Genomic DNA, 18,625 nt, shown 5'->3' on the forward strand with positions numbered 1-18,625 from the left:
CGTCGAAGCATCGTCGATGCGTATCGACGAGGCGACCGTAGCCCACCCCCCGCGCCGCCCACAATCCCCGCCCGCCCCCTGCGGGCGGGCGGGGAGGCGGTCTCAGCGGCTGAGCGCCGAGCGCACCGAGCCCCAGCCCTTCAGCACCGCCAGCACGTCCTCGCGCTGCTCGTCGGCGACGGCCCGCGCGTGCGCGCGGTCCAGGACGTCGTCCAGCCGGACGCGCGCGCCCGTGGCCGCCGACTCCACGGCCGCCTCGACCATCGCCAGGCTCAGGACGTTGTCGTGCACCTCGCCCCACAGCGCGGTGCCGTCGGCGAGGAACCGGGTGAACGCCGCGAGCGAGCCCGCGATCCCCTCCCCCGGGTCGGTGCCCGCGGCGGCGTCGGCACCCCCGGCGACGACCTCGGCCACGGGGTCGTGGTCCCCGTCCCAGGTCGCCGACCCGCTCGCCCCGGACAGCCGCCACGCCCCGTTCCAGGACGTCTCCAGCCCGGGCGCGCACCAGCTGCCCGTGAAGGTGTAGCGGGCGCCGTTCGACATCGCGAACACGGCCGCGGCCGAGGCGTCCCCGGCGTACCAGGACCACGGCGGGTTGAACGACTCGCAGTACACCGAGACCGGGTCGGCCTCCAGCAGGAACCGGGCCAGGTCGAACTGGTGGATGGCCATGTCCACCAGCAGCGGCTGGGCCATCTCCTCCCGGAACCCCCCGAAGCGCGGGGCCTTGAAGAACTCCGTCGACAGCGACCCCGGGGTCCCCAGGGCCCGCACCTGCTCGCGGAACGCCTCGACGTGCGCGTTGTACCGGCGCGACTGCGACACCACGAACGGCACGCCGGTGACCTGCGAGGCCGCCACGAGCGACAGCGCCTGCGCCACGGTCGGGGCGACGGGCTTCTCCCCCAGCACCGGGTAGCCGGCGAACAGCGCGGCCGTCGTCACGGGGTGGTGGGCGACGGGGACGGTGACGTTGACGACCGCGTCGGCGCCGGTCGCGCGGGCCAGCTCCACCGTGTCGGTGCCCACCGGGACGTCGGGGACGCCCGCGTCGGCCAGCGCGGCGCGGGCCACGGCCAGGTCGAGGTCGACGACCCCGGCCAGCTCCACCGCCGGGTCGGCGAGGATCGTGGCGAGCCACGCCTTCCCCATGCCGCCGGCGCCGACGAGGACGGCCCTCACCGCTGCTCCTGCTTCTCCGGGTCCAGGGCGCCCTGGTACCCGTGGCCGTTGTAGAAGTCCTCGGTGTCGTAGCGCAGCAGCACCGGGTCGGTGCGCTCGGGTCGCACCGTGACGGCCCACTCGACGGCGTTGGCGATGACCTTGCGGACGCCCTCGTGGAAGTACGTCGGGTAGTCCTGGTCACCGGGGCGGAAGTAGAAGATCTTCCCGAAGCCCCGCTTGAAGGTGATGCCGGACCGGAACACCTCACCGCCGGAGAAGGAGGAGATGAAGACGATCTCGTCGGGGGCGGGGATGTCGAAGAACTCCCCGTACATCTCGTCCTCGTCGATGATGAGCGGGTGCGGGACGCCCTGGGCGATGGGGTGCGTCGGGTCGACCGTCCACAGCAGCTCCCGGTCGTGCTCGGAGCGCCAGCGCAGCGTGCAGCTCGTCCCCATGAGCTTCTGGAAGACCTTCGACCAGTGCCCGGAGTGCAGGACGATGAGGCCCATCCCGGCCAGGACGTGCCGGTGGACGCGCTCGACGACCTCGTCGGAGACTTCGCCGTGGGCGGCGTGACCCCACCAGGTGAGGACGTCGGTGTCGCGCAGGACCTCCTCGGTGAGCCCGTGCTCGGGGTCGTCGAGGGTGGCGGTCCGCACGGTGACGGCCTCGCCGAGGTTCGCCTCGAGGCCTTCGGCGACGGCGCCGTGCATCCCGTTCGGGTAGCGCTTCGCGACCTCGGGCTCGAGCTGCTCGTGGCGGTTCTCGCCCCACACGGTGACTCTGACGGGGGTGCTCATGACGGGGGCTCCTAGGACTTCACGGCCCCGCCCGTGACGCCGGCGGCGACGTACCGCTGGGCCAGGACGAGGAGGGCGATGGCGGGCAGCGACGACAGGACGGCCGTCGCCATGATGGGCGACCAGTCGGCGACGAAGCTGCCGACGTAGGTGTACAGGCCCAGTGTGATGGGCCGCAGGTCGGCCGTCGTGGTGAGGGTCAGGGCGAAGAGGAAGTCGCCCCAGGCGAACAGGAACGTGAACAGCCCGGAGGTGATGAGCGCGTTGCGGCTCATGGGCAGCACGATCGAGAGGAAGGCGCGGACGTGCCCGGCGCCGTCGACGTAGGCGGCCTCGACGATGGAGGCCGGGATGGACCCCATGAAGGCCCGCATGAGGATGATGGAGAACGGGATGCCCGCCGCGGAGTCGGCCAGGATCAGGCCCCACACGGTGTTCAGCATCCCCAGGTCGCTGTAGGCGGAGTACAGCGCGTTGGCGACGACGATGCCGGGGACCATCTGCGTGATGAGGATCCCGAACAGGACGACGGTGGCCCAGCGGCCGAGCTTGAAGTGGGCCATGGCGTAGGCGGCCGGGGTGGCGATGAGCAGGCTGAACACCACGGACCCGAGGCTGATGACCAGCGACGTGACGAGGTTGCCGCCCTGCTCGGAGATGGCCGTGGTGTACCCGCGGAACGTGAGGTCGAACGGCAGCCACGGCGTCGCGACGGCGTTGCCCGCCGGCTGGAGCGACACGTTGACCATCCAGTACAGCGGGAACAGCATGAACGCCAGGATGAGGATGCCGACGACGGTGTGCAGCGGGCGCCGCGGCGCCCTGCCCGCGGCCGGGGCCGCGGCGGGGGCCTTCGCCCGGGTGGGGACCATCGCGCTCATTCGTCGATCGCCTTCCGGTTCAGCCGCAGGTAGACGACGGCGAAGACGAGGGAGATGACGATGAGGATGTTCCCCAGGGCCGCCCCGGCGCCGAAGTCGAACTGCTTGAAGGACATGTCGTAGGAGAACGTGGAGATCGTCTGGGTGGAGTTCGCCGGCCCGCCGTTGGTCAGCCCGAGGATCACGTCGAGGACCTTGAGCGTGTAGACGACCCCGAGGACGAGGACGACGGTGACCACCGGCCGCAGCATGGGCCAGGTGATGTGCCGGAAGGCCCGCCACCCGGTCGCCCCGTCGAGGGCGCCGGCCTCGTACAGCTCCTCGGGGATCTCCTGCAGGCCCCCGTAGAGGATGGTCATGTTGAACGGGATCCCGAGCCAGATGTTGACACCGATGACGGCGACGAGGGCCAGCGACGTCGACGTCAGCCAGTCCGGGCGGACGTCGAGGAACGGGATCGCGCCGAGGATGCGGTTCAGGGCGCCGTTGTCGGTGTCCAGGATCCAGCGCCACACGGCGGTGCCGGCGATCATGGGGATCAGCCACGGCAGCAGGATGAGCGAGCGCAGCACCCCGGACAGGGCGAACTTCTTGTGGAAGAACAGGGCGATGGCCAGGCCGAGGACGAACTGCCCGGCGATGGAGCCGGCCGTGAACAGCACGGTGTTCAGGACCGACCGGTCGAAGATCGCGTCGCCGAGGACGGCCCGGTAGTTGTCCAGCCCCACCCAGGGGGCCTCGCCGGTGTAGAACGTCTTGGTCGTGTACTCCTGGAACCCCATGACGATGTTCTTGACGACGGGGTACCCGAAGAACAGCAGCAGGTAGACCACGGCCGGCACGATGAACGCGACCTCGACCAGCCGGGTCCGCAGCCGGTTCCGCGTCCCCCGCCCCGACGGCTCGAGCGCCGTCGGGGTGGTGGCGCGGCCGGTGGCGAGGTCAGCCATTCTGCGCCTGCTCCAGCGCGGCCTCCGGCGTCATGCCGCCCACGAGGGCGTTCTGGACCGCCGTGTAGATCTTGGTGGCGGCGTCGGGCCACTCCGGCCCGAGCTCACCGGTGCGGGCGCGCAGGTCCGGCACCTGGTCGGCGAACGCCTGGAGGTTGGGGTTCTTCGAGGTGACCTGGCTGGCCAGCTCCGGCTTGGTGGGGACGGTGCCGGTGCCCAGGGAGATCTCGACCTCGTTCTCGTCGCTGTTGAGGCACTGGACGAGCTCGGCGGCCTTCTTCATCTTCTCCTGGTCGCCGGACTGCGGGATGGCCCACGCCTCGCCGCCGAAGGGCGAGACGGTCTTGCCGCCGGCCTGCGGGACGGGGATGGGGACGATGCCGTACTCCAGGCCCTCGGTCGCGTCGAGGGTCCCGAAGTTCCACGGGCCGTTGATCATCATGGCGGCCTTGCCGGCGGCGAACTGGTCGGCGACGTCGGCCTGCGACCAGTTCACCGACGACTGCGACAGCGACCCGGAGGTCATGAGGTCCTTGACGAGCTGGAGGGCGGCGGCGGTCTCGGGGGTGTTGATGTCCTTCTCGTCACCGCCGTTGGACCACATGAAGGGCAGGAACTGCCAGGTCCCCTCGTAGGTGTTGATGTTCGACATCGCGAACCCGTACTGGTCGCCCGCGGTGAGCTTCGCCGAGGCGGCCTTGAGCTCGTCCCAGGTGGTGGGCGGGGTGACGCCGGCCGCTTCGAGGGTCTTCTTGTTGTAGAACAGCGCGATCGTGTTGGTGACCGGCTGCAGGGCGTACAGCTTCCCCTCGTAGGTGGAGGCCTTCAGGACGCCCTCGGCCACGCCGGAGGAGTCGATGCCCAGGTCGTCCAGGGGGGCCAGCGCGCCGGACTCGGCGATCTGCTGCACGTCGGGGTTGTCGAGCATGAGGACGTCGGGCAGCGTCTTGGACGAGCTCTGCTGGAGGACCTTCTGGATGAGGGTCTCGCCGGGGACGGCCTCGCGGGAGATCTTCACGCCCACGGTCGTGCCGCACGCCTCGATGGCGTCGTTCCACAGCGTCGCGTTGGGGTCGGAGTTGTAGTAGTCCAGCACGCGCAGGGTGCCGGGGTCGCTGCTCGCCGAGCCCCCGCCGCTGCCGCCGCCGCAGGCGCCGAGGGCCAGCGGCAGGACCAGCAGGGCCGCCAGACCGGCGCGGGTGGAGCTGCGTCGAACCGTGTGTCGAGCCATCTCGTTCCTCCTCCGCCCACGACGTCGTGGGCCATCGGCCATCGATGCGCATCGATGGTGGGTGCGGTGCGTCCGGGCGGGGCACCGCGGTGGGGCAGGGTCAGGTCGCCGGGGTCGGGGTCGCGCGGTCCGGCCGCCGGGCGGGGCACGGGACCCTGGGCGTCGTCACCGCGCCCCCTCCCGTCCCGGACCACCGCGTCCGCCGAATCGTCGATACGCATCGTCGATGCGTATCGAGAAACTAGCCCGCCCGGGTGGAGCTGCACAAGGGGTCCGTCAAGTTCGTCCCCCGGGGGGCCGATGGTGGCTTCGTCGTCCTACCCGGGGAGCTGCTGTGCCCAAGACCGTCCGCGCCGCCGTCGTCGCCGCCACCGCGCTGGCGCTGAGCTCCGCGCCCCTCGCCGCCGCGCACGCCGCCCCCGCCCCCGCGCCCACCGCCGCGACGGGCGCGAGCGTGCCGGTCGACGCGCTGCGCTGGGTCGAGGGGCAGCCGGTCCTGGAGACGCGCACCGCACCCGACGCCGCCGCCGCGACCCGGCTCGCCGCGACGCTGGAGGCGGCCCCGGACATCAGCGACGCCCAGCCCCGCACCACCTACGCGCTGTCCCCGGACACCGGCGCCGCCCCGCTGGGCGGCCGGCGGCTGCTGACCACCGACCCCTACCTGAAGTACGCGTACCACCTGGGCGCGGTCGACGCCTACGGCGCGTGGGACCTCGCGAGGGGCGCCGGCGTCACCGTCGCCGTCCTGGACTCCGGGGTCGACCCGCGCCAGCCCGACCTGGTCGGCCGGGTGCGCGACCTCGGCAACTTCACCCGCGAGTCCCCCGCGATCGTCGTCGAGCACGGCACCGAGGTCGCGACCGTCGTCGCGGGCGCCTACGGCAACGCCGTCGGCGCGGCCGGCGTCGCCCCCGAGGTGACGATCCTGTCCGGGAAGGTCTGCGAGGCCGCCGGGTGCGCCAGCGACGCCGTCGTGAAGGGCATCACGGCCGCCGTGAACGCCGGCGCGGACGTCGTCAACCTCTCCCTGGGCGGGGAGACGTACAACCGCACGACGGCCGCGACGGTCCAGTGGGCGATCTCGCAGGGCGTCGTGGTGGTGGCCGCCGCGGGCAACTCCGGCGACCGGGGCAACCCGGTGGAGTACCCGGCCGCCTACGACGGGGTGATCTCGGTGTCCGCCACGACCCCGACCGGGGCGGCGGCCCCCTGGGCCCAGCACAACGCCTACGTCGACCTCAGCGCACCCGGCGAGTCGATCCCGGCGGGGCTGCCGCTGACCGGCGGGACCTACCCGTACGAACCGGTCGCCGGCACGTCGTTCTCCGCGCCGCAGGTCGCCGCGGCCGCCGCCCTGGTGCGGTCGGTCGCCCCGGGCGCCGCCGTGGCGCAGGTCGAGGACTGGCTCAAGACCACCGCCACCCCCGCGTCGTGGGCCCCCGGTTACGGCACCGGCCTGCTCGACGTGGCCGCCGCGGTGAACGCCGCGCGCACCTCCACGAACAGCGCCCCGGCCCCCGCGCCGGCGCCGGTGGTCGTGCCGCGCACCCCCCGGGGCCTCAAGCCCGTCCCGGTGCCGCGCACGAGCTGAGTCAGGACGGCCGGGCCAGTTCCGTCCCGTCCAGCCCGTCGAGGAGCCCGGGCAGGGAGTCGAACACCGCGGTGGCCCCGGCGCCGGTGAGCTCCTCGACGGAGAAACCCCCGGTCCGGACCGCGACGCTGCGCATGCCGGCGTTCCCGGCCGCCTCGCAGTCCCACGTGGAGTCCCCGAGCAGCACCCCGGCCTTCCCCGAGACCCGTTCCAGCGCGACCTGCAGCAGGTCCGGGGCGGGTTTCGTGGCCTCGGCGTCGTCGGACGTCGTCCACCCCGCGACGAGGTCCCGGGCCCCCAGCAGGTCGAGGTACGTCTCGACGTGCTGCTGCTTGCCGGAGGAGGCCAGGACGACGGTCCAGCCCCGGCCGCCGAGCTCGCGCAGCAGGTCGGCGGCGCCGTCGAAGGGGCGCACCTCCCCGATGAGCGGGTCGAACTCCTCCACCCAGGCGTCCCGGGCGGCGTCGCCGTGCTCGGCCTCGAAACCCTCCCCCGCCACGGCCGGGACGAGCTGGTCCCCGCCCATGCCGATGGCGCGGTGGATGCGCCAGACGGGCAGCGTGAGGTCGAACCTGCGGAACGCGCGGAACCACGCCAGGGCGTGCTGGTAGTTGGTGTCGACGAGCGTGCCGTCGACGTCGAGGACTGCGGTGTCGGCCACGGGGAGAACCTTTCGGAGGAGGGGTCAGACGTCCAGGTCGACGCAGAACATCGCCCGCGGGTCCTGGAGCATCGCGGGCGGGCGGACGTCCGCGCGCGCGGCGCGACCACCCCAGCGGGTGGCGCGGCGGTGCCGGACGGTGACGTCGCGGCCGGAGGCGAACTCGTACTCGCCGACGACCTCGCCGAGCAGCAGCGCGCGTTCACCCTCGATGGGCACCGCGACCTCGTCGCCCGGGGCGAGCTCGTGGACAAAGGTGTCCAGGACGCGCAGGTCCTTGCCGGGCCGCCGGCCCGGGGCGACCTCCTTCAGCAGCGCCCGCAGCGAGGTCCCCTCCGCGGCGCCGCGCACGTCGACGTCGATCCCCGAGGCGGTGCCCAGCCCGACGACCCCGTCGACCAGGAACTCCCCGAGGGCTTGCGGCGCAACGGGACGCACGACCCAGACGAGGCGCCCGGGCGCGGTCGGCGCGGGGTCGGGGACGGGCACGTCCGGCCACACGTAGGGCAGGTCGTCGGGTTCGTCGCCGAACAGGGGCCGGTAGAAGTCGGGGTCCTTGCGCAGCAGCGCGGACCGGTGGCTGCGGTGCAGCGCCTCGTCCCCCAGCCACGGCGGCAGCCGCACCCCGTCCGGGGAGGTGACGCCGGGGGCGAACTCGGCGATCTGCGGGCCGGTCGAGTCGGCGCGGCCGGTCCGCGTCCACTCGGCGACGACCGCGAGCCCGTAGGCGACCAGGGCGGGGGTGAACCCCTGCCACATGCGGACGGCGGGGTGGTTGCGCCAGCCGTAGTCGGGCAGTTCGAGGGCGCGCAGGACCTGCAGCGTCTCGACCCGCTGCTTGCCCAGCCGCGGGCCGTCGAGGACGGCCGCGGACCGGGCGAAGTCGGCGTACGGGAGGAACGTCTGCACGCCCCCACCGTCGCGCGCCGGGGGCCGGCCCGCACGCCGGGGCGCGGACCGGCGCTCAGTACCCCCGCTCGGGGTCGACCAGGCCGAGCAGTTCCTCACCGGCGGCGAACCGGCGCACGTTCTCGGTGACGCGCTCGGCCTGCAGCGGCAGGCGCAGCGTCGAGGGGTTCGTGGAGTGCGGGGTGACGATGGCCCGCGGCTCGGTCCACAGCGGGTGTCCGTCGGGCAGCGGCTCGGGGTCGGTGACGTCGAGCGCGGCACCCGCGATCGTCCCGTCCCGCAACGCCTCCACGAGGGCGTCGGTGTCCACCAGCGTCCCGCGGGCGATGTTCACCAGCCACCCCTGCGGGCCCAGGGCCCGCAGTTCCGCGGCCCCCACGAGGGCGGCGGTCTCGGCGGTCGCGGGGGCGGCGAGGACGACGTGGTCGGCGGCCGCGAACACCTCCCGCACCCGGTCGGCGGCCCAGGTCTCGGCCGCGCCCTCGACGGGCAGCCCGCGCCGGGTCACGGCCAGGACGCGCGCCCCGAGGCCGGTGAGGGCGGGGATCATCGCGCTGCCGATGCCGCCGGCGCCGACGATCCCGACCGTGGCCCCGCGCAGCGACGTCTGCACGCCGTCGAGCGCGTCGTTGTCCCAGGTGGTCGCCCGGGCGGCGCGGCCGATCCCGCGGACCCCGGCCAGCAGCAGCGCGACGGCGCCCTCGGCGACGGAGGTGGAGTAGGCCCCGGCGGCGGACGTCCAGGTGCGGGCGGTGTCGACGGCACCGGAGGCGACCCAGGCCTCGACGCCGGCCGAGGGCAGCTGCACCCAGCGGATCCCGTCGTGCAGTTCCGGCAGGTCCCCGTGGCCCCCGGCCACGACCAGCGCCTCGGCCTCGGCCAGGGGCACGACCTTCCCGCCGCCGCGTTCGACCGCCTCGCGCAGGACGGGGTTCTCGTCGGGTCCGATGTGCACGGCGGGGGTGGGCACGGGAGCTCCTCAGCGTTGCCGGGTGGTTTCCGTCCCCACCCTAGGTCCCCAGCCGTCGGCCGCCTCCGCGCTGCGGGTGCAGTCGCGGCCGGCGCGCTTGGCGGCGTAGAGGGCGGCGTCGGCGGCGACGAGGGCCTGCTCGGCGGTGGTGGCGTCGTCGAGGGTGGCGCAGCCGGCGGAGAAGGTGGTCGCCCCGCCGCGGGCGGCCCAGGTGTGCCGGAGCCGGTCGACGACGTCGAGGGCGGGGCCGGTGCCGCTGCCGTGCAGCAGGAGGACGAACTCCTCCCCGCCGAACCGGGCGGCGTAGTCGCCGCGGCGCAGGCCGCCGGCGAGCATGGCGCCGAACTCGCGCAGGACCTGGTCGCCGCGGGCGTGCCCGTGGGTGTCGTTGAGCTGCTTGAAGTGGTCGAGGTCGCAGACGACGACGGTGTCGCCGGGGCCCAGGAGGGTCATGCGGTCCTCGAGGTCGCGGCGGTTGCCGATGGTGGTGAGCGCGTCGGTGCGGGCATCGCGGGTGAGGTGGTCGGCGGTGGCGCGGTGCCGGCGGGTGAGGTCGGCGAGGACCTCGGCGACGAGCACCCAGACGCACGCGGCGGCGGCGGTGCCCGCGACGGCGCGCGGGTCGAGGTGGCCGCCGGCGAGCAGGTGCAGGGGCGCGGCGGCGGGCAGCAGCCACCAGGCGGTGCGCCGGGGCAGGTGGAGGCCGACGTGGACGAAGGAGAGGAAGAACAGCGGCGCGCAGGTCGCGGCGAGGTCGCCGGCGGCGTGCCCGAGGACGGCCAGGCCGGTCACCTGCGCCAGCGGGAAGGCCAGGGGGGCGCGCTCGGGCAGCCGGTGCCACGGGACGGCGGCGCTGGCGACGAGGGCGGCGACGAGGGCGACGGCGAGGGCGGCGAGCGCGGTCCAGTCGCCCGGGGACGGGCCGAGCAGGGGTGCGGTGAGGGCGAGGACCAGGCCGGTGACCACGAGGAGCGCACGTCCGGCGACGACGGCGGGACCACCGGTGCGCTTCACCCGTCCACCTCCGCCTCAGAACCCTGCGTGCTTAGACGGTCACACATTGCCACGCGGTGGTCCGTGATCGCGGCGAGGCACGACGATCCGCCCCCGAATCTCCCGCATTTCTCACGTTGTGTCACTGGCGCGGCACGGTGAGGCACGACTACGGTGCGGGCCACGACACCGGTTCGTGACCGGTCCGTGACACCAGCGAGAGGGAGGCCCGTGCGCGACCTGATCCGCCGCGGCCACCACCGGCTGACCGCCGAAGCGCGCCGCGTCGTCGCCGACCTGCACCGCGACGGCGTCGCCCGCACCAGCCTCGCTGCGCTCGCCGGGGACGCCGGCCTCCTCGAGGACGTCCTCTCCCGCACCGACGACCTCATCGCCGACCAGTCCGCCGACATCGTCCGCCGGCGCCGCGTCCTCGCGGGCGAACCGGTCCCCCGGGGCGCCCCGCTGCCCGACCCCCACGAGGTCGAGCTCCTCGGCCCCCACCCGCCCGTCGACCCCGAGGACCCCTACGCCCGGTTCCTGCGGCACCCGCAGATCAGCGGCATCGCCGCCGCCCACTGCCGCCGCGACGTCCGCATCTGGGGCATGAACGGCCTGCTCACGCTCGCCACCGCCCCCGTGCGCGACGGCGACTGGGTCCGCTCCACCGAGGGCCCGGCCGTGGAGGTCCGCCTGCACCTGACCGGCGTCGACGACGGCGTCGGGCCGCTCAGCTACGTCCGCACCTCCCACCGGCGCCGCCTCGCGGTGCACCGGCTCGAACGGACCGGCCGCCGCATCGGCGACGACGACGTCACCCGCGTCTTCGGGCCCGCGGCGGCGACGGCGCTGACCGGCGCCACCGGCACCGTCGTCTTCACCGACCCCCGCGGGCTGCACCGCCGCGCGCGCCCCACCACCCGGGACCGCCTCGTCCTGCACGGCCGGTTCTCCGCCCGCGGCGGCCGCGAGCGCGCCGTGCTGCTCCCCGCCGAGGAGGTGCCGCGCAGCGCGCTCCCGGACTTCGCCCTCGCGTGAGCCCCGGGCCCCTCAGCCGCGGCCGAGGAGCTTGTCGAGCAGGCGGCCGAACCACCCCTTCGCGACGGGGGCGACCTCCTCGGAAACCTGCGCCGGGACCTCCGCCGGGACCTCCGCGACGGGCTGCGGCGCGGGCCGGGGCGCCGGCACGACCGGCTCGGGACGGACCTCGGCCACGGGCTCGGGCGCGACCACCGGCTCGGCCACCGGCTCGGCCACGGGCTCGGTCTCGTGGCGGCCCGCGGCGGTCAGCGTCCCGTGCAGCTCCTGCTCGGGGGTGTAGCTGGCCTCACCGAGGATGGAGGCGGCGAACTGCAGCGCGGAGGCCTGCACCGGGGCCACGGTCTGCGCACCGCGGACCGGGGCGTCCGAGGTCTCGTCGAGGGTGGACATCAAGCAGCTCCCGTGGGTCAGGGCGGTCGCCCCGTCGGTGACCGTCACCGCCCCATCGACGCCCCCGCGGCACCGCTGGAGCCCCACCGCCGCACACCACCCGGACGGACGCGCGACCACGCCCGCCGGGCGCTCAGGCGGCGGCGGCGCGCGCCGATGGGAGGCCGTGCGCGCACCCGACCTGGAGACGTTGCGCCCCGGCGACTTCGTCAAGGTGCGCGGCAACGCCAACCCCCTGCACACCGGCGGGCGGGCCGTCGTCGTCGCCGTCCACCGCGCACCCGGCCCCCCGTGGCGCGTCGTCGCGCTCGACCTGCGCTACTCCGCCCGCGGCGCCGCCGTCCGCGTGGAGATCGCCGACAGCGGCGAGCTGGCCCGCTGGGAGACGCCGTGGGCGCCCACCCAGACCGTCGAGGACGAACCGGCCCGCCACCACCCCGCGACCAGCCCCGGCGTCGCGCACGTCGAGACGCCCCGCTCCCGCCGCCGCCTCCTGGTCACCGCCGGGGCGGTGGCCCTCGCCGTCGTCGGCGGCCTGGCCACCTGGGAGCAGCAGCGCCCCGAACCGAACCCCGTCGTCGTGCAGCGCGCCCTGCTGGAAGGGGCCCGCGGGTCGGGCACCGGCGCCACCGCCGGCCCGGTCACCACCCCCACGGCCACCACCACGCGGGTCGCCGCGACCGCGTCCGTCGTCGCGTACGCCGCCGGCCCGGTCCCCGTGGTCCAGACCGCGGACGGCGCGCGCACCCCCACCCCCCTCGCCGGGGTCGAACCCGCCCCCGGCTGCCGCGACGGCTACGTCGAGGACCTGCTGTCGTACCTGCCCCAGGGGCAGCGGGTCGAGGTGACCGGCGCGGGCTGGTTCCGCACCGACGACGGCCTCGACGTCAACGCCGAACTCGTCCGGCAGGGCGTCGCCGTCCCCGTCGGGGCGACCGCCGGGTCCAGCACCGCCGACGTGCGGAACCTCGCCGCGCTGCGCGAGCTCGCGGCGGACGCGCCGGCCTGCTGAGGCCGCTCGACGTCACGCGGACGCCGGTGCGCGCGACGTCCCGTGCGGGCACCCGAGGGCCGGTCCGGCGGGGGAACTCGTCAGCGGAACCCCACCGGTCCCGTCCGGGGCGCGCCTAGGCTGGCCGCGTGAAGGTCGTGATCCCCGGCGGCACCGGTCAGGTCGGCGGCGTCCTGCGCCGGGCGCTGGCCGCCCGCGGTGACGAGGTCACCGTGCTGAGCCGCAGCCCGCAGCAGCTGGAGGAGGGCGTCCGGCACGTGGTGTGGGACGGGCGCACCCTCGGCGCCTGGACCGACGAGGTCGACGGCGCCGACGCGGTCGTCAACCTCGCCGGGCGCAGCGTCAGCTGCCGGTACACCGACACCAACCTGCGCCAGATGATGGACTCGCGCGTCGAGTCCACCCGCGCGGTGGGTGAGGCGATCAGCCGCGCCCGGAACCCGCCGCGGACGTGGCTGCAGATGAGCACCGCCACCGTCTACGCCGACTCCCGCAGCCGCGGCGACGACCGGCCGCACGGTGAGCAGGACGGGATCCTCGGCGGGGAGGAACCCGACGTCCCGCTGTACTGGGAGTACAGCGTCCGCATCGCCCGCCGCTGGGAGGAGACCCAGGCCCGGGCCGCCACCCCCACCACCCGGCGGGTCGCGCTGCGCACGGCGATGGTCATGACCCCCGACCGCGGCGGGATCTTCGACTACCTGTCCTGGATGGCGCGCCTGGGTCTGGGCGGCCCGGTCGCCGGGGGGCGGCAGTACGTCTCGTGGATCCACGGGGACGACTTCGTGCGCGCGGTGCAGTTCCTCCTCGGGCGTGAGGACCTGCACGGCCCGGTCAACCTCGCCGCCCCGGGCCCGGTGCCCCAGGCCGAGCTGATGCGGTCCCTGCGCCGGGCGTGGGGGCACCGCCCGGGTCTGCCCGCCACCCGGCTGATGGCCGAGGTCGGGGCGCTGGTGCTGCGCACCGACACCGAACTGCTGCTCAAGAGCCGCCGGGTGGTGCCCACCCGGTTGCTGCAGGCGGGTTTCACCTTCACCCACCCCCGCTGGCGGGGGGCCGCGATCGACCTCGTCGACGGTGCGCGCCGGCGCTGAGACGCAGCGGCTCGGGCGTACCGGACCCGCCGGCCTGGGCTCGACGGGTCCGCGTGGCGCAGGATGCGTGGGCATGACCGAACGCGCGGGCCGGGCGACGGCGATCCTCATGGTCGGGCTCCCCGGCGTCGGCAAGACCACCCGGGCGCGGCAGCTCGAACGGCAGCGGGGCGCGCTGCGCCTGACCCCCGACGAGTGGATGATCCCCCTGTTCGGCGACTCCACCGCCGGCGGCAAGCGTGACGTGCTGGAGGGCAGGCTCCTGTGAACGGCGCTGCGGGCCGCCGAGCAGGGGCTGGACGTCGTCGTGGACTTCGGCCTCTGGGGACGTGACGAACGCTCGGCCCTGCGGTGGCTGTTCGCCGCGGTCGGCAGCGACTGCCGCATCGAGTACCTGGGCCTGGACCACCGCACCCAGCTCTCCCGGGTTCGGCAGCGCTTCGCCGAGACGCCCGAGCAGACCTACCCCATGAGCGTCGGGGAGCTGCTGCGCTGGCGCCGGCAGTTCGAGGAACCGACCGAGGAGGAGCTGCGCGGCGGCCCGCCCCCACCGGTCCCCGACGGCTGCGCCACCTGGTCCCAGTGGGCCGCCCGCCGGTGGCCCTCGCTGCCCGACACCTACGGCGGTCCCGGCACCCCGCCCTGATCCGCGGCCACGTGCGCCGTGCGGCGGGGGCCGTCACCCGGTCGGGGCCCGCGGCTCCCCCTCGTCCGCCGGCGCCGCGAGGTTGTCGCTCACGGGCACCCACTCCTCGTCGCCCACGGCGTCGGCCAGGTCGAAACCCTCCGGGACCAGCAGCCCCGCGGCCGAGACGCCGAGGGAACTCGTGCTCAGCTGCACGCCGGACCGCTCGAAGTACCCGGCGTCCGCGCAGGAGGCCGCCACGGTCCCCGTCCCGCGCAGCGACTGGACGAGGCAGATCTCGTCCCCGTCGAGCCCCACCCAGTACTCGGCCACCTGCGTGCTCCCCAGGTACCGGGTCGAGTCGGCGTCGACCGCCTCGATGCCCGGCCCGTCCTCACGGGTCGGCAGCCGGTCCTGCTCGGTCTGCGGCTGCGAGAGGGCGGGCACCTCGTCCTCGAACGACGGGGCACCGCACCCGCCCACCGCGAAGGCCGCGGCGAGAGCCACCAGCCCCCGGCGTCGTCGACTCACGCGCACCGTCCCCCTCGATCGGATCGAGCCGTCGACACTACCGACGGCCCGCAGGCGCGGCCCGCACGGGATCGGCCCCTCCCCCCGGGCCGTTGGCTGCGCGACCATGGCGGTCGTGACCAGCCTCGACCCGGACGCGCCCACCGACACCGCCCTGCTCCCCGTCGTGGAGGAACTGCGGGCCCGGGAACCGATCTTCCACCGCCCCGAACTGGGCACCGGCGCCGAGGACCTGGAACGGCAGATGGCCCCCGACTTCTTCGAGGTCGGCGCGTCCGGGCGCCGCTACAGCCGTTCCCACGTGCAGGAGGTCCTGCTGCAGCGCCGCGCCGCGGGAGGCGAGGACCCGTGGGAGACGTCGGGTTTCCACTGCCGGCGGCTCGGCCCGGACACCTACCTGCTCACCTACACCCTGCGGCAGGAGCAGCGGGTGACCCGGCGGGTGACGGTCTGGCGGCGCGCCGAGCAGGGGTGGCAGGTGCTGTACCACCAGGGCACACCGGTGGCCTGACCGCCGGGCGCGGGGTGCCCGGGGAGACCGCCCGGGCCCTCGGGGAACCCCGCCGCCCGACGGCCCGCGCTCAGCTGCCCCAGCCCCCCACCCACGGCGTCGACCGGGCACCCGCACGGCGCTCGTGACGCTCGACCCGCACCGACGCGGCGTGCGTCAGCACCGCCGTCACGATCAGGACGACGACCCCGGTGATCACGGCGCACCACCTCCAGCGGAAGAACAGGCGTTCGAGACGGTACTCCTCCCGCAGCGGGCCGGCCCGGCCGCTCAGGTGCCGCAGAACGTCCGGTAGGGGCCGAACTCCTCCGGGGCGGCGGCGGCGTAGCGCTCGAACCCGGGGCGCTCGTCGTAGGGGGCGTCCACGGCCTCCAGCAACCGCTGCACCGGTCCGAGGTCACCACCGGTGGCGGCGGTGAGGGCTTCCTCGACGAGGTGGTTGCGGGGGATGTACACCGGGTTCACCCGGTCCATCGCCGCGGGGTCGGGGTCCAGGGCGGACCAGCGCGCCAGCCAGCCGTCGACCTCGGGGTCGGCGACCAGCGCGCGCACCGGCGCGCGGTCCCCGCGCGCCGCGGTGGCCAGGGCGCGGAAGAACGACGTGTGGTCCGGGCGGGCCCGGACGAGCAGGTCCAGCAGGTCCCCGACCAGGGGCGTGAGGACCGCGTCGTCGAGGTCGCCGGAACGGTGGGACAGGCCGAGCTTGGCGCGCATCCCCGCGGAGTGGACGGCGTCGTAGCGGGCGGGGAAGGTCCCCAGGGCCTGCTGCGCGAGGGCGACGGCCCGTTCCTGGTCCTCGTCCAGCAGCGGCAGCAGCGCTTCGGCGAGACGAGCCAGGTTCCACTGGACGACGGCCGGCTGGTTGCCGTAGGCGTAGCGCCCGCCGTGGTCGATCGAGCTGTAGACGGTGGACGGGTCGAAGGCGTCGAGGAAGGCGCAGGGCCCGTAGTCGATGGTCTCCCCGGAGATCGTGGTGTTGTCGGTGTTCAGGACGCCGTGGACGAAACCCACGAGCATCCACTGCGCCACCAGCGACGCCTGGGCGGCCACGACCGCCTCGAACAGCGCGAGGTGGGGGTTCGCCGCGGTGGCGGCGCCGGGGTGGTGACGGCTGATCGCGTGGTCGGCCAGGCGGCGCAGCAGGTCCAGGTCACCGCTGGCGCGGGCGTACTGGAAGCTGCCGACGCGCAGGTGGCTGGCCGCCACCCGGGCCAGGACGGCGCCGGGCAGGACGGTCTCGCGGTGCACCCCGCGCCCGGTCGCCACCACCGCCAGGGCGCGGGTCGTGGGGATGCCCAGGGCGTGCACGCCGCGGCTGACCACGTACTCCCGCAGCATGGGCCCGACGGCGGCCAGGCCGTCGCCGCCCCGGGCGAACGGCGTGCGCCCGGACCCCTTCAGGTGCAGGTCGCGGACGTTCCCGGCGGCGTCGCGGAGCTCACCGAGCAGCAGCGCGCGCCCGTCGCCCAGGCGCGGGGAGAACCCGCCGAACTGGTGCCCGGCGTAGGCCTGCGCCACCGGTTCGGCGCCCTCGGGGACCTCGGTCCCCAGCAGCAGACCCAGCCCGTCGGGGCCGCGCAACCAGTCGGGGTCGAGGCCGAGCTCGACGGCCAGCTGCTCGTCGAGCACCAGCAGACGCGGGTCGGGAGCCGCTTCGCCCTGCCAGGGGATCGCCATCTCCGGCAGTTCCCGCGCGAAGCGGTGATCGAGGACGACGGTCGAGGACGGTGCCACGCTCACCCCGACGACGATACGCGCCGCAGCGGGAACCACCCGTTCTGGCGCCCCTCCCCCCGCGGGCGCCGGTTCAGCCGCCGCGTGCGCTCAGCGCCTCGCCGGTCCCCTCCGCGTCCCCCCGCAGGATCGAGGACATCTTCTTGCCGCGGGCCAGTTCGTCGACGAGCTTGTCCATCCACCGGATCCGCTGCATCAACGGGTCCTCGATCTCCTCGACGCGGTGCCCGCAGATGACCCCGGTGATCCGTGCCGCGGCCGGGTTCATCGCCGGCGCCTGCGCGAAGAACGTCTCCAGGTCGACCCCCGCCGCGACGGCCCGCTGCAGACCGGCCTCGTCGTGACCGGTGAGCCAGCAGATCACCCGGTCCACCTCCTGCCGGCTGCGGCCCTTGCGCTCGGCCTTGGCCACGTACAGCGGGTAGATGCTGGCGAAGCTGACGCCGAAGATCCGGTGGCGGGGCACGGTGCACCTCCTGACGACGCGGTGGTCCCCCGAGCATCGTCGAGCCTCGAACCCCGGTCAACGCCCTGTGCGGTGCTCCCGCCGGGCACCGCGCGGGAACTCAGGCCGGGGCCTCGCCGGACCGCAGGTGACGTTCCAGCGCGGCGACCTCCCCGGCGCTCACCACCGGTTCGAAGTCCAGGTGCTCACTCGGGTGCATGCCCGCTCCCGACCCCGGCAGCACCACCAGCCACGCGGCTTCCGGGCCGATCCAGTGCGCCCGCCCGGCGACCCCCACGTCCACCAGGTCCTCCGGGTCGGTGGACTCCCCCGCCGAGACCACCCGCACCCACTGCCCCTCGCTCCCGTACGGGGGCCGGGGCACGGACAGTTCCAGGTCGGCCCAGGTGGTGCTCCCCGCCGGCCGGCCCCACAGGCGGTCCACGCCCTCACGGGCCACCTGCCCGATGCGGCCGGTCTCCCGGGTGCTCCCCACCTGCACCTCCCCGTCGGGGCCCTCCACGAGCACCGCGTAGGAACGGTCGGGTTCGTGGCGGACGCGGGCGCGCACCGGCCGCGGGGCCGGGCTCGGACGCTCAGCAGCCACCGCCACCGCCACCGTCCCCGCCGCTGCACCCAGCGCCGTCCCCGGAGCTCCACCCGCTGTCGCCGCCGGAACCGCGCCCCCCGTCGTCGTGGAGCCAAGGCGGGGTCGTGCGCGCGGACCGGCGGGCACGGCGACCCGGCCGGACGTGGTCGACGACACCGAGCACCAGGACCACGGCCGCGACGACGCAGAACAGGACGACCACGAGGACCACCTCCGTTCGTCTCCGCGCTGCACCCCGCAGCAGGAGGGGAGACGCTGATCGCAGCGTGCCACGGGAGCTGCGCCCCCGAGGCGGAACGGGCCAGGACGTGTTCGAGGTCCTCCACGCGGTTTCGCCGCTGTCGCGTCGTCCCACCGGACCGTCGTGTGACGTCCCACCACCCCTCGACGCGCCGGAGTGTCGATGCGCAGCACACCGGCTCCCGCGTGACGTCCGCGCGACCCCTCCCGGCCGGTCCACCGGGTCCCGCGGCGTG

General features: G+C 74.9%; 20 protein-coding genes and 1 pseudogene. 6 read left to right on the forward strand and 15 right to left on the reverse strand.

What is annotated here, in order from left to right:
- Window positions 1-102: 102 nt before the first annotated feature.
- From ACRYM6_RS06420 to ACRYM6_RS06440, 5 genes are read right to left on the reverse strand one after another with little or no spacing between them, the layout of a single operon-like run.
- Entirely contained in the window at window positions 103-1,182 is a 1,080-nt protein-coding gene (locus tag ACRYM6_RS06420; protein ID WP_432541927.1) for a Gfo/Idh/MocA family protein, read from the reverse strand.
- A complete protein-coding gene (locus tag ACRYM6_RS06425) occupies window positions 1,179-1,967 on the reverse strand; it encodes a ThuA domain-containing protein (protein WP_432541928.1) in 789 nt (262 codons plus the stop codon). Before ACRYM6_RS06425 ends, ACRYM6_RS06420 begins: the two co-directional genes overlap by 4 nt.
- Window positions 1,968-1,978: 11 nt before the next feature.
- Window positions 1,979-2,848, reverse strand: a complete 870-nt coding sequence (locus tag ACRYM6_RS06430) for a carbohydrate ABC transporter permease (protein ID WP_432541929.1) — start codon at window positions 2,846-2,848, stop codon at window positions 1,979-1,981.
- Window positions 2,845-3,798, reverse strand: coding sequence for a carbohydrate ABC transporter permease (locus ACRYM6_RS06435; protein ID WP_432541930.1), 954 nt, complete (start codon window positions 3,796-3,798; stop codon window positions 2,845-2,847). Before ACRYM6_RS06435 ends, ACRYM6_RS06430 begins: the two co-directional genes overlap by 4 nt.
- Window positions 3,791-5,029, reverse strand: coding sequence for a sugar ABC transporter substrate-binding protein (locus ACRYM6_RS06440; protein ID WP_432541931.1), 1,239 nt, complete (start codon window positions 5,027-5,029; stop codon window positions 3,791-3,793). Before ACRYM6_RS06440 ends, ACRYM6_RS06435 begins: the two co-directional genes overlap by 8 nt.
- 334 nt (window positions 5,030-5,363) lie before the next feature.
- Here ACRYM6_RS06440 and ACRYM6_RS06445 point away from each other — a divergent pair, with 334 nt between their 5' ends.
- Window positions 5,364-6,623, forward strand: coding sequence for a S8 family serine peptidase (locus ACRYM6_RS06445; RefSeq protein ID WP_432541932.1), 1,260 nt, complete (start codon window positions 5,364-5,366; stop codon window positions 6,621-6,623).
- A gap of 1 nt (window position 6,624) precedes the next feature.
- On the opposite strand, the gene ACRYM6_RS06450 is transcribed toward ACRYM6_RS06445, so the two are convergent.
- From ACRYM6_RS06450 to ACRYM6_RS06465, 4 genes are read right to left on the reverse strand one after another with little or no spacing between them, the layout of a single operon-like run.
- On the reverse strand, window positions 6,625-7,284 hold the full coding sequence (locus ACRYM6_RS06450; protein WP_432541933.1) for an HAD family hydrolase: 660 nt from the start codon (window positions 7,282-7,284) through the stop codon (window positions 6,625-6,627).
- A 24-nt stretch (window positions 7,285-7,308) separates the two neighbouring features.
- Window positions 7,309-8,193, reverse strand: coding sequence for an MSMEG_6728 family protein (locus ACRYM6_RS06455; protein WP_432541935.1), 885 nt, complete (start codon window positions 8,191-8,193; stop codon window positions 7,309-7,311).
- 55 nt (window positions 8,194-8,248) lie between these two features.
- Entirely contained in the window at window positions 8,249-9,163 is a 915-nt protein-coding gene (locus tag ACRYM6_RS06460) for a D-isomer specific 2-hydroxyacid dehydrogenase family protein (RefSeq protein ID WP_432541936.1), read from the reverse strand.
- 9 nt (window positions 9,164-9,172) lie between these two features.
- A complete protein-coding gene (locus tag ACRYM6_RS06465; RefSeq protein WP_432541937.1) occupies window positions 9,173-10,177 on the reverse strand; it encodes a GGDEF domain-containing protein in 1,005 nt (334 codons plus the stop codon).
- Between the two features lie 210 nt (window positions 10,178-10,387).
- On the opposite strand from ACRYM6_RS06465, the gene ACRYM6_RS06470 reads away from it, so the two are divergent.
- The gene (locus tag ACRYM6_RS06470) at window positions 10,388-11,194 is read left to right on the forward strand and encodes a phytanoyl-CoA dioxygenase family protein (RefSeq protein ID WP_432541938.1); all 807 of its coding nucleotides are present in this window, start codon (window positions 10,388-10,390) and stop codon (window positions 11,192-11,194) included.
- Between the two features lie 12 nt (window positions 11,195-11,206).
- On the opposite strand, the gene ACRYM6_RS06475 is transcribed toward ACRYM6_RS06470, so the two are convergent.
- Window positions 11,207-11,587 (reverse strand): hypothetical protein, encoded by a 381-nt coding sequence (locus ACRYM6_RS06475; RefSeq protein ID WP_432541939.1) that lies wholly within the window; start codon window positions 11,585-11,587, stop codon window positions 11,207-11,209.
- A 166-nt stretch (window positions 11,588-11,753) separates the two neighbouring features.
- Between ACRYM6_RS06475 and ACRYM6_RS06480 the strand changes: the two genes are divergently transcribed.
- The 3 genes and pseudogenes from ACRYM6_RS06480 (at window position 11,754) to ACRYM6_RS06490 (ending at window position 14,339) form a co-directional block, all read left to right on the forward strand.
- Window positions 11,754-12,599, forward strand: coding sequence for a hypothetical protein (locus tag ACRYM6_RS06480; RefSeq protein ID WP_432541940.1), 846 nt, complete (start codon window positions 11,754-11,756; stop codon window positions 12,597-12,599).
- A 128-nt stretch (window positions 12,600-12,727) separates the two neighbouring features.
- Entirely contained in the window at window positions 12,728-13,693 is a 966-nt protein-coding gene (locus ACRYM6_RS06485) for a TIGR01777 family oxidoreductase (protein WP_432541941.1), read from the forward strand.
- 73 nt (window positions 13,694-13,766) lie between these two features.
- A pseudogene (locus tag ACRYM6_RS06490) lies at window positions 13,767-14,339 on the forward strand (AAA family ATPase).
- Window positions 14,340-14,372: 33 nt separating this feature from the next.
- On the opposite strand, the gene ACRYM6_RS06495 reads toward ACRYM6_RS06490, so the two are convergent.
- Complete coding sequence (locus ACRYM6_RS06495; protein WP_432541942.1) at window positions 14,373-14,849, reverse strand: hypothetical protein; 477 nt, start codon at window positions 14,847-14,849, stop codon at window positions 14,373-14,375.
- Between the two features lie 115 nt (window positions 14,850-14,964).
- Between ACRYM6_RS06495 and ACRYM6_RS06500 the strand changes: the two genes are divergently transcribed.
- Window positions 14,965-15,360: a nuclear transport factor 2 family protein gene (locus ACRYM6_RS06500; RefSeq protein WP_432541943.1), complete on the forward strand. Its 396-nt coding sequence runs from the start codon at window positions 14,965-14,967 to the stop codon at window positions 15,358-15,360.
- Window positions 15,361-15,430: 70 nt separating this feature from the next.
- Here ACRYM6_RS06500 and ACRYM6_RS06505 read toward each other — a convergent pair whose 3' ends face one another.
- From ACRYM6_RS06505 to ACRYM6_RS06520, 4 genes are all read right to left on the reverse strand, one after another.
- Window positions 15,431-15,559: a hypothetical protein gene (locus ACRYM6_RS06505; RefSeq protein ID WP_432541944.1), complete on the reverse strand. Its 129-nt coding sequence runs from the start codon at window positions 15,557-15,559 to the stop codon at window positions 15,431-15,433.
- A 71-nt stretch (window positions 15,560-15,630) separates the two neighbouring features.
- The gene (locus ACRYM6_RS06510) at window positions 15,631-17,100 is read right to left on the reverse strand and encodes a protein adenylyltransferase SelO (RefSeq protein WP_432541945.1); all 1,470 of its coding nucleotides are present in this window, start codon (window positions 17,098-17,100) and stop codon (window positions 15,631-15,633) included.
- A 67-nt stretch (window positions 17,101-17,167) separates the two neighbouring features.
- Entirely contained in the window at window positions 17,168-17,560 is a 393-nt protein-coding gene (locus ACRYM6_RS06515) for a DUF2200 domain-containing protein (RefSeq protein ID WP_432541946.1), read from the reverse strand.
- A gap of 100 nt (window positions 17,561-17,660) precedes the next feature.
- A complete protein-coding gene (locus tag ACRYM6_RS06520) occupies window positions 17,661-18,146 on the reverse strand; it encodes a hypothetical protein (RefSeq protein WP_432541947.1) in 486 nt (161 codons plus the stop codon).
- Window positions 18,147-18,625 lie beyond the last annotated feature (479 nt).

The organism is Kineococcus rugosus (assembly GCF_050871975.1).
In the GTDB taxonomy this organism is placed as follows: domain Bacteria; phylum Actinomycetota; class Actinomycetes; order Actinomycetales; family Kineococcaceae; genus Kineococcus.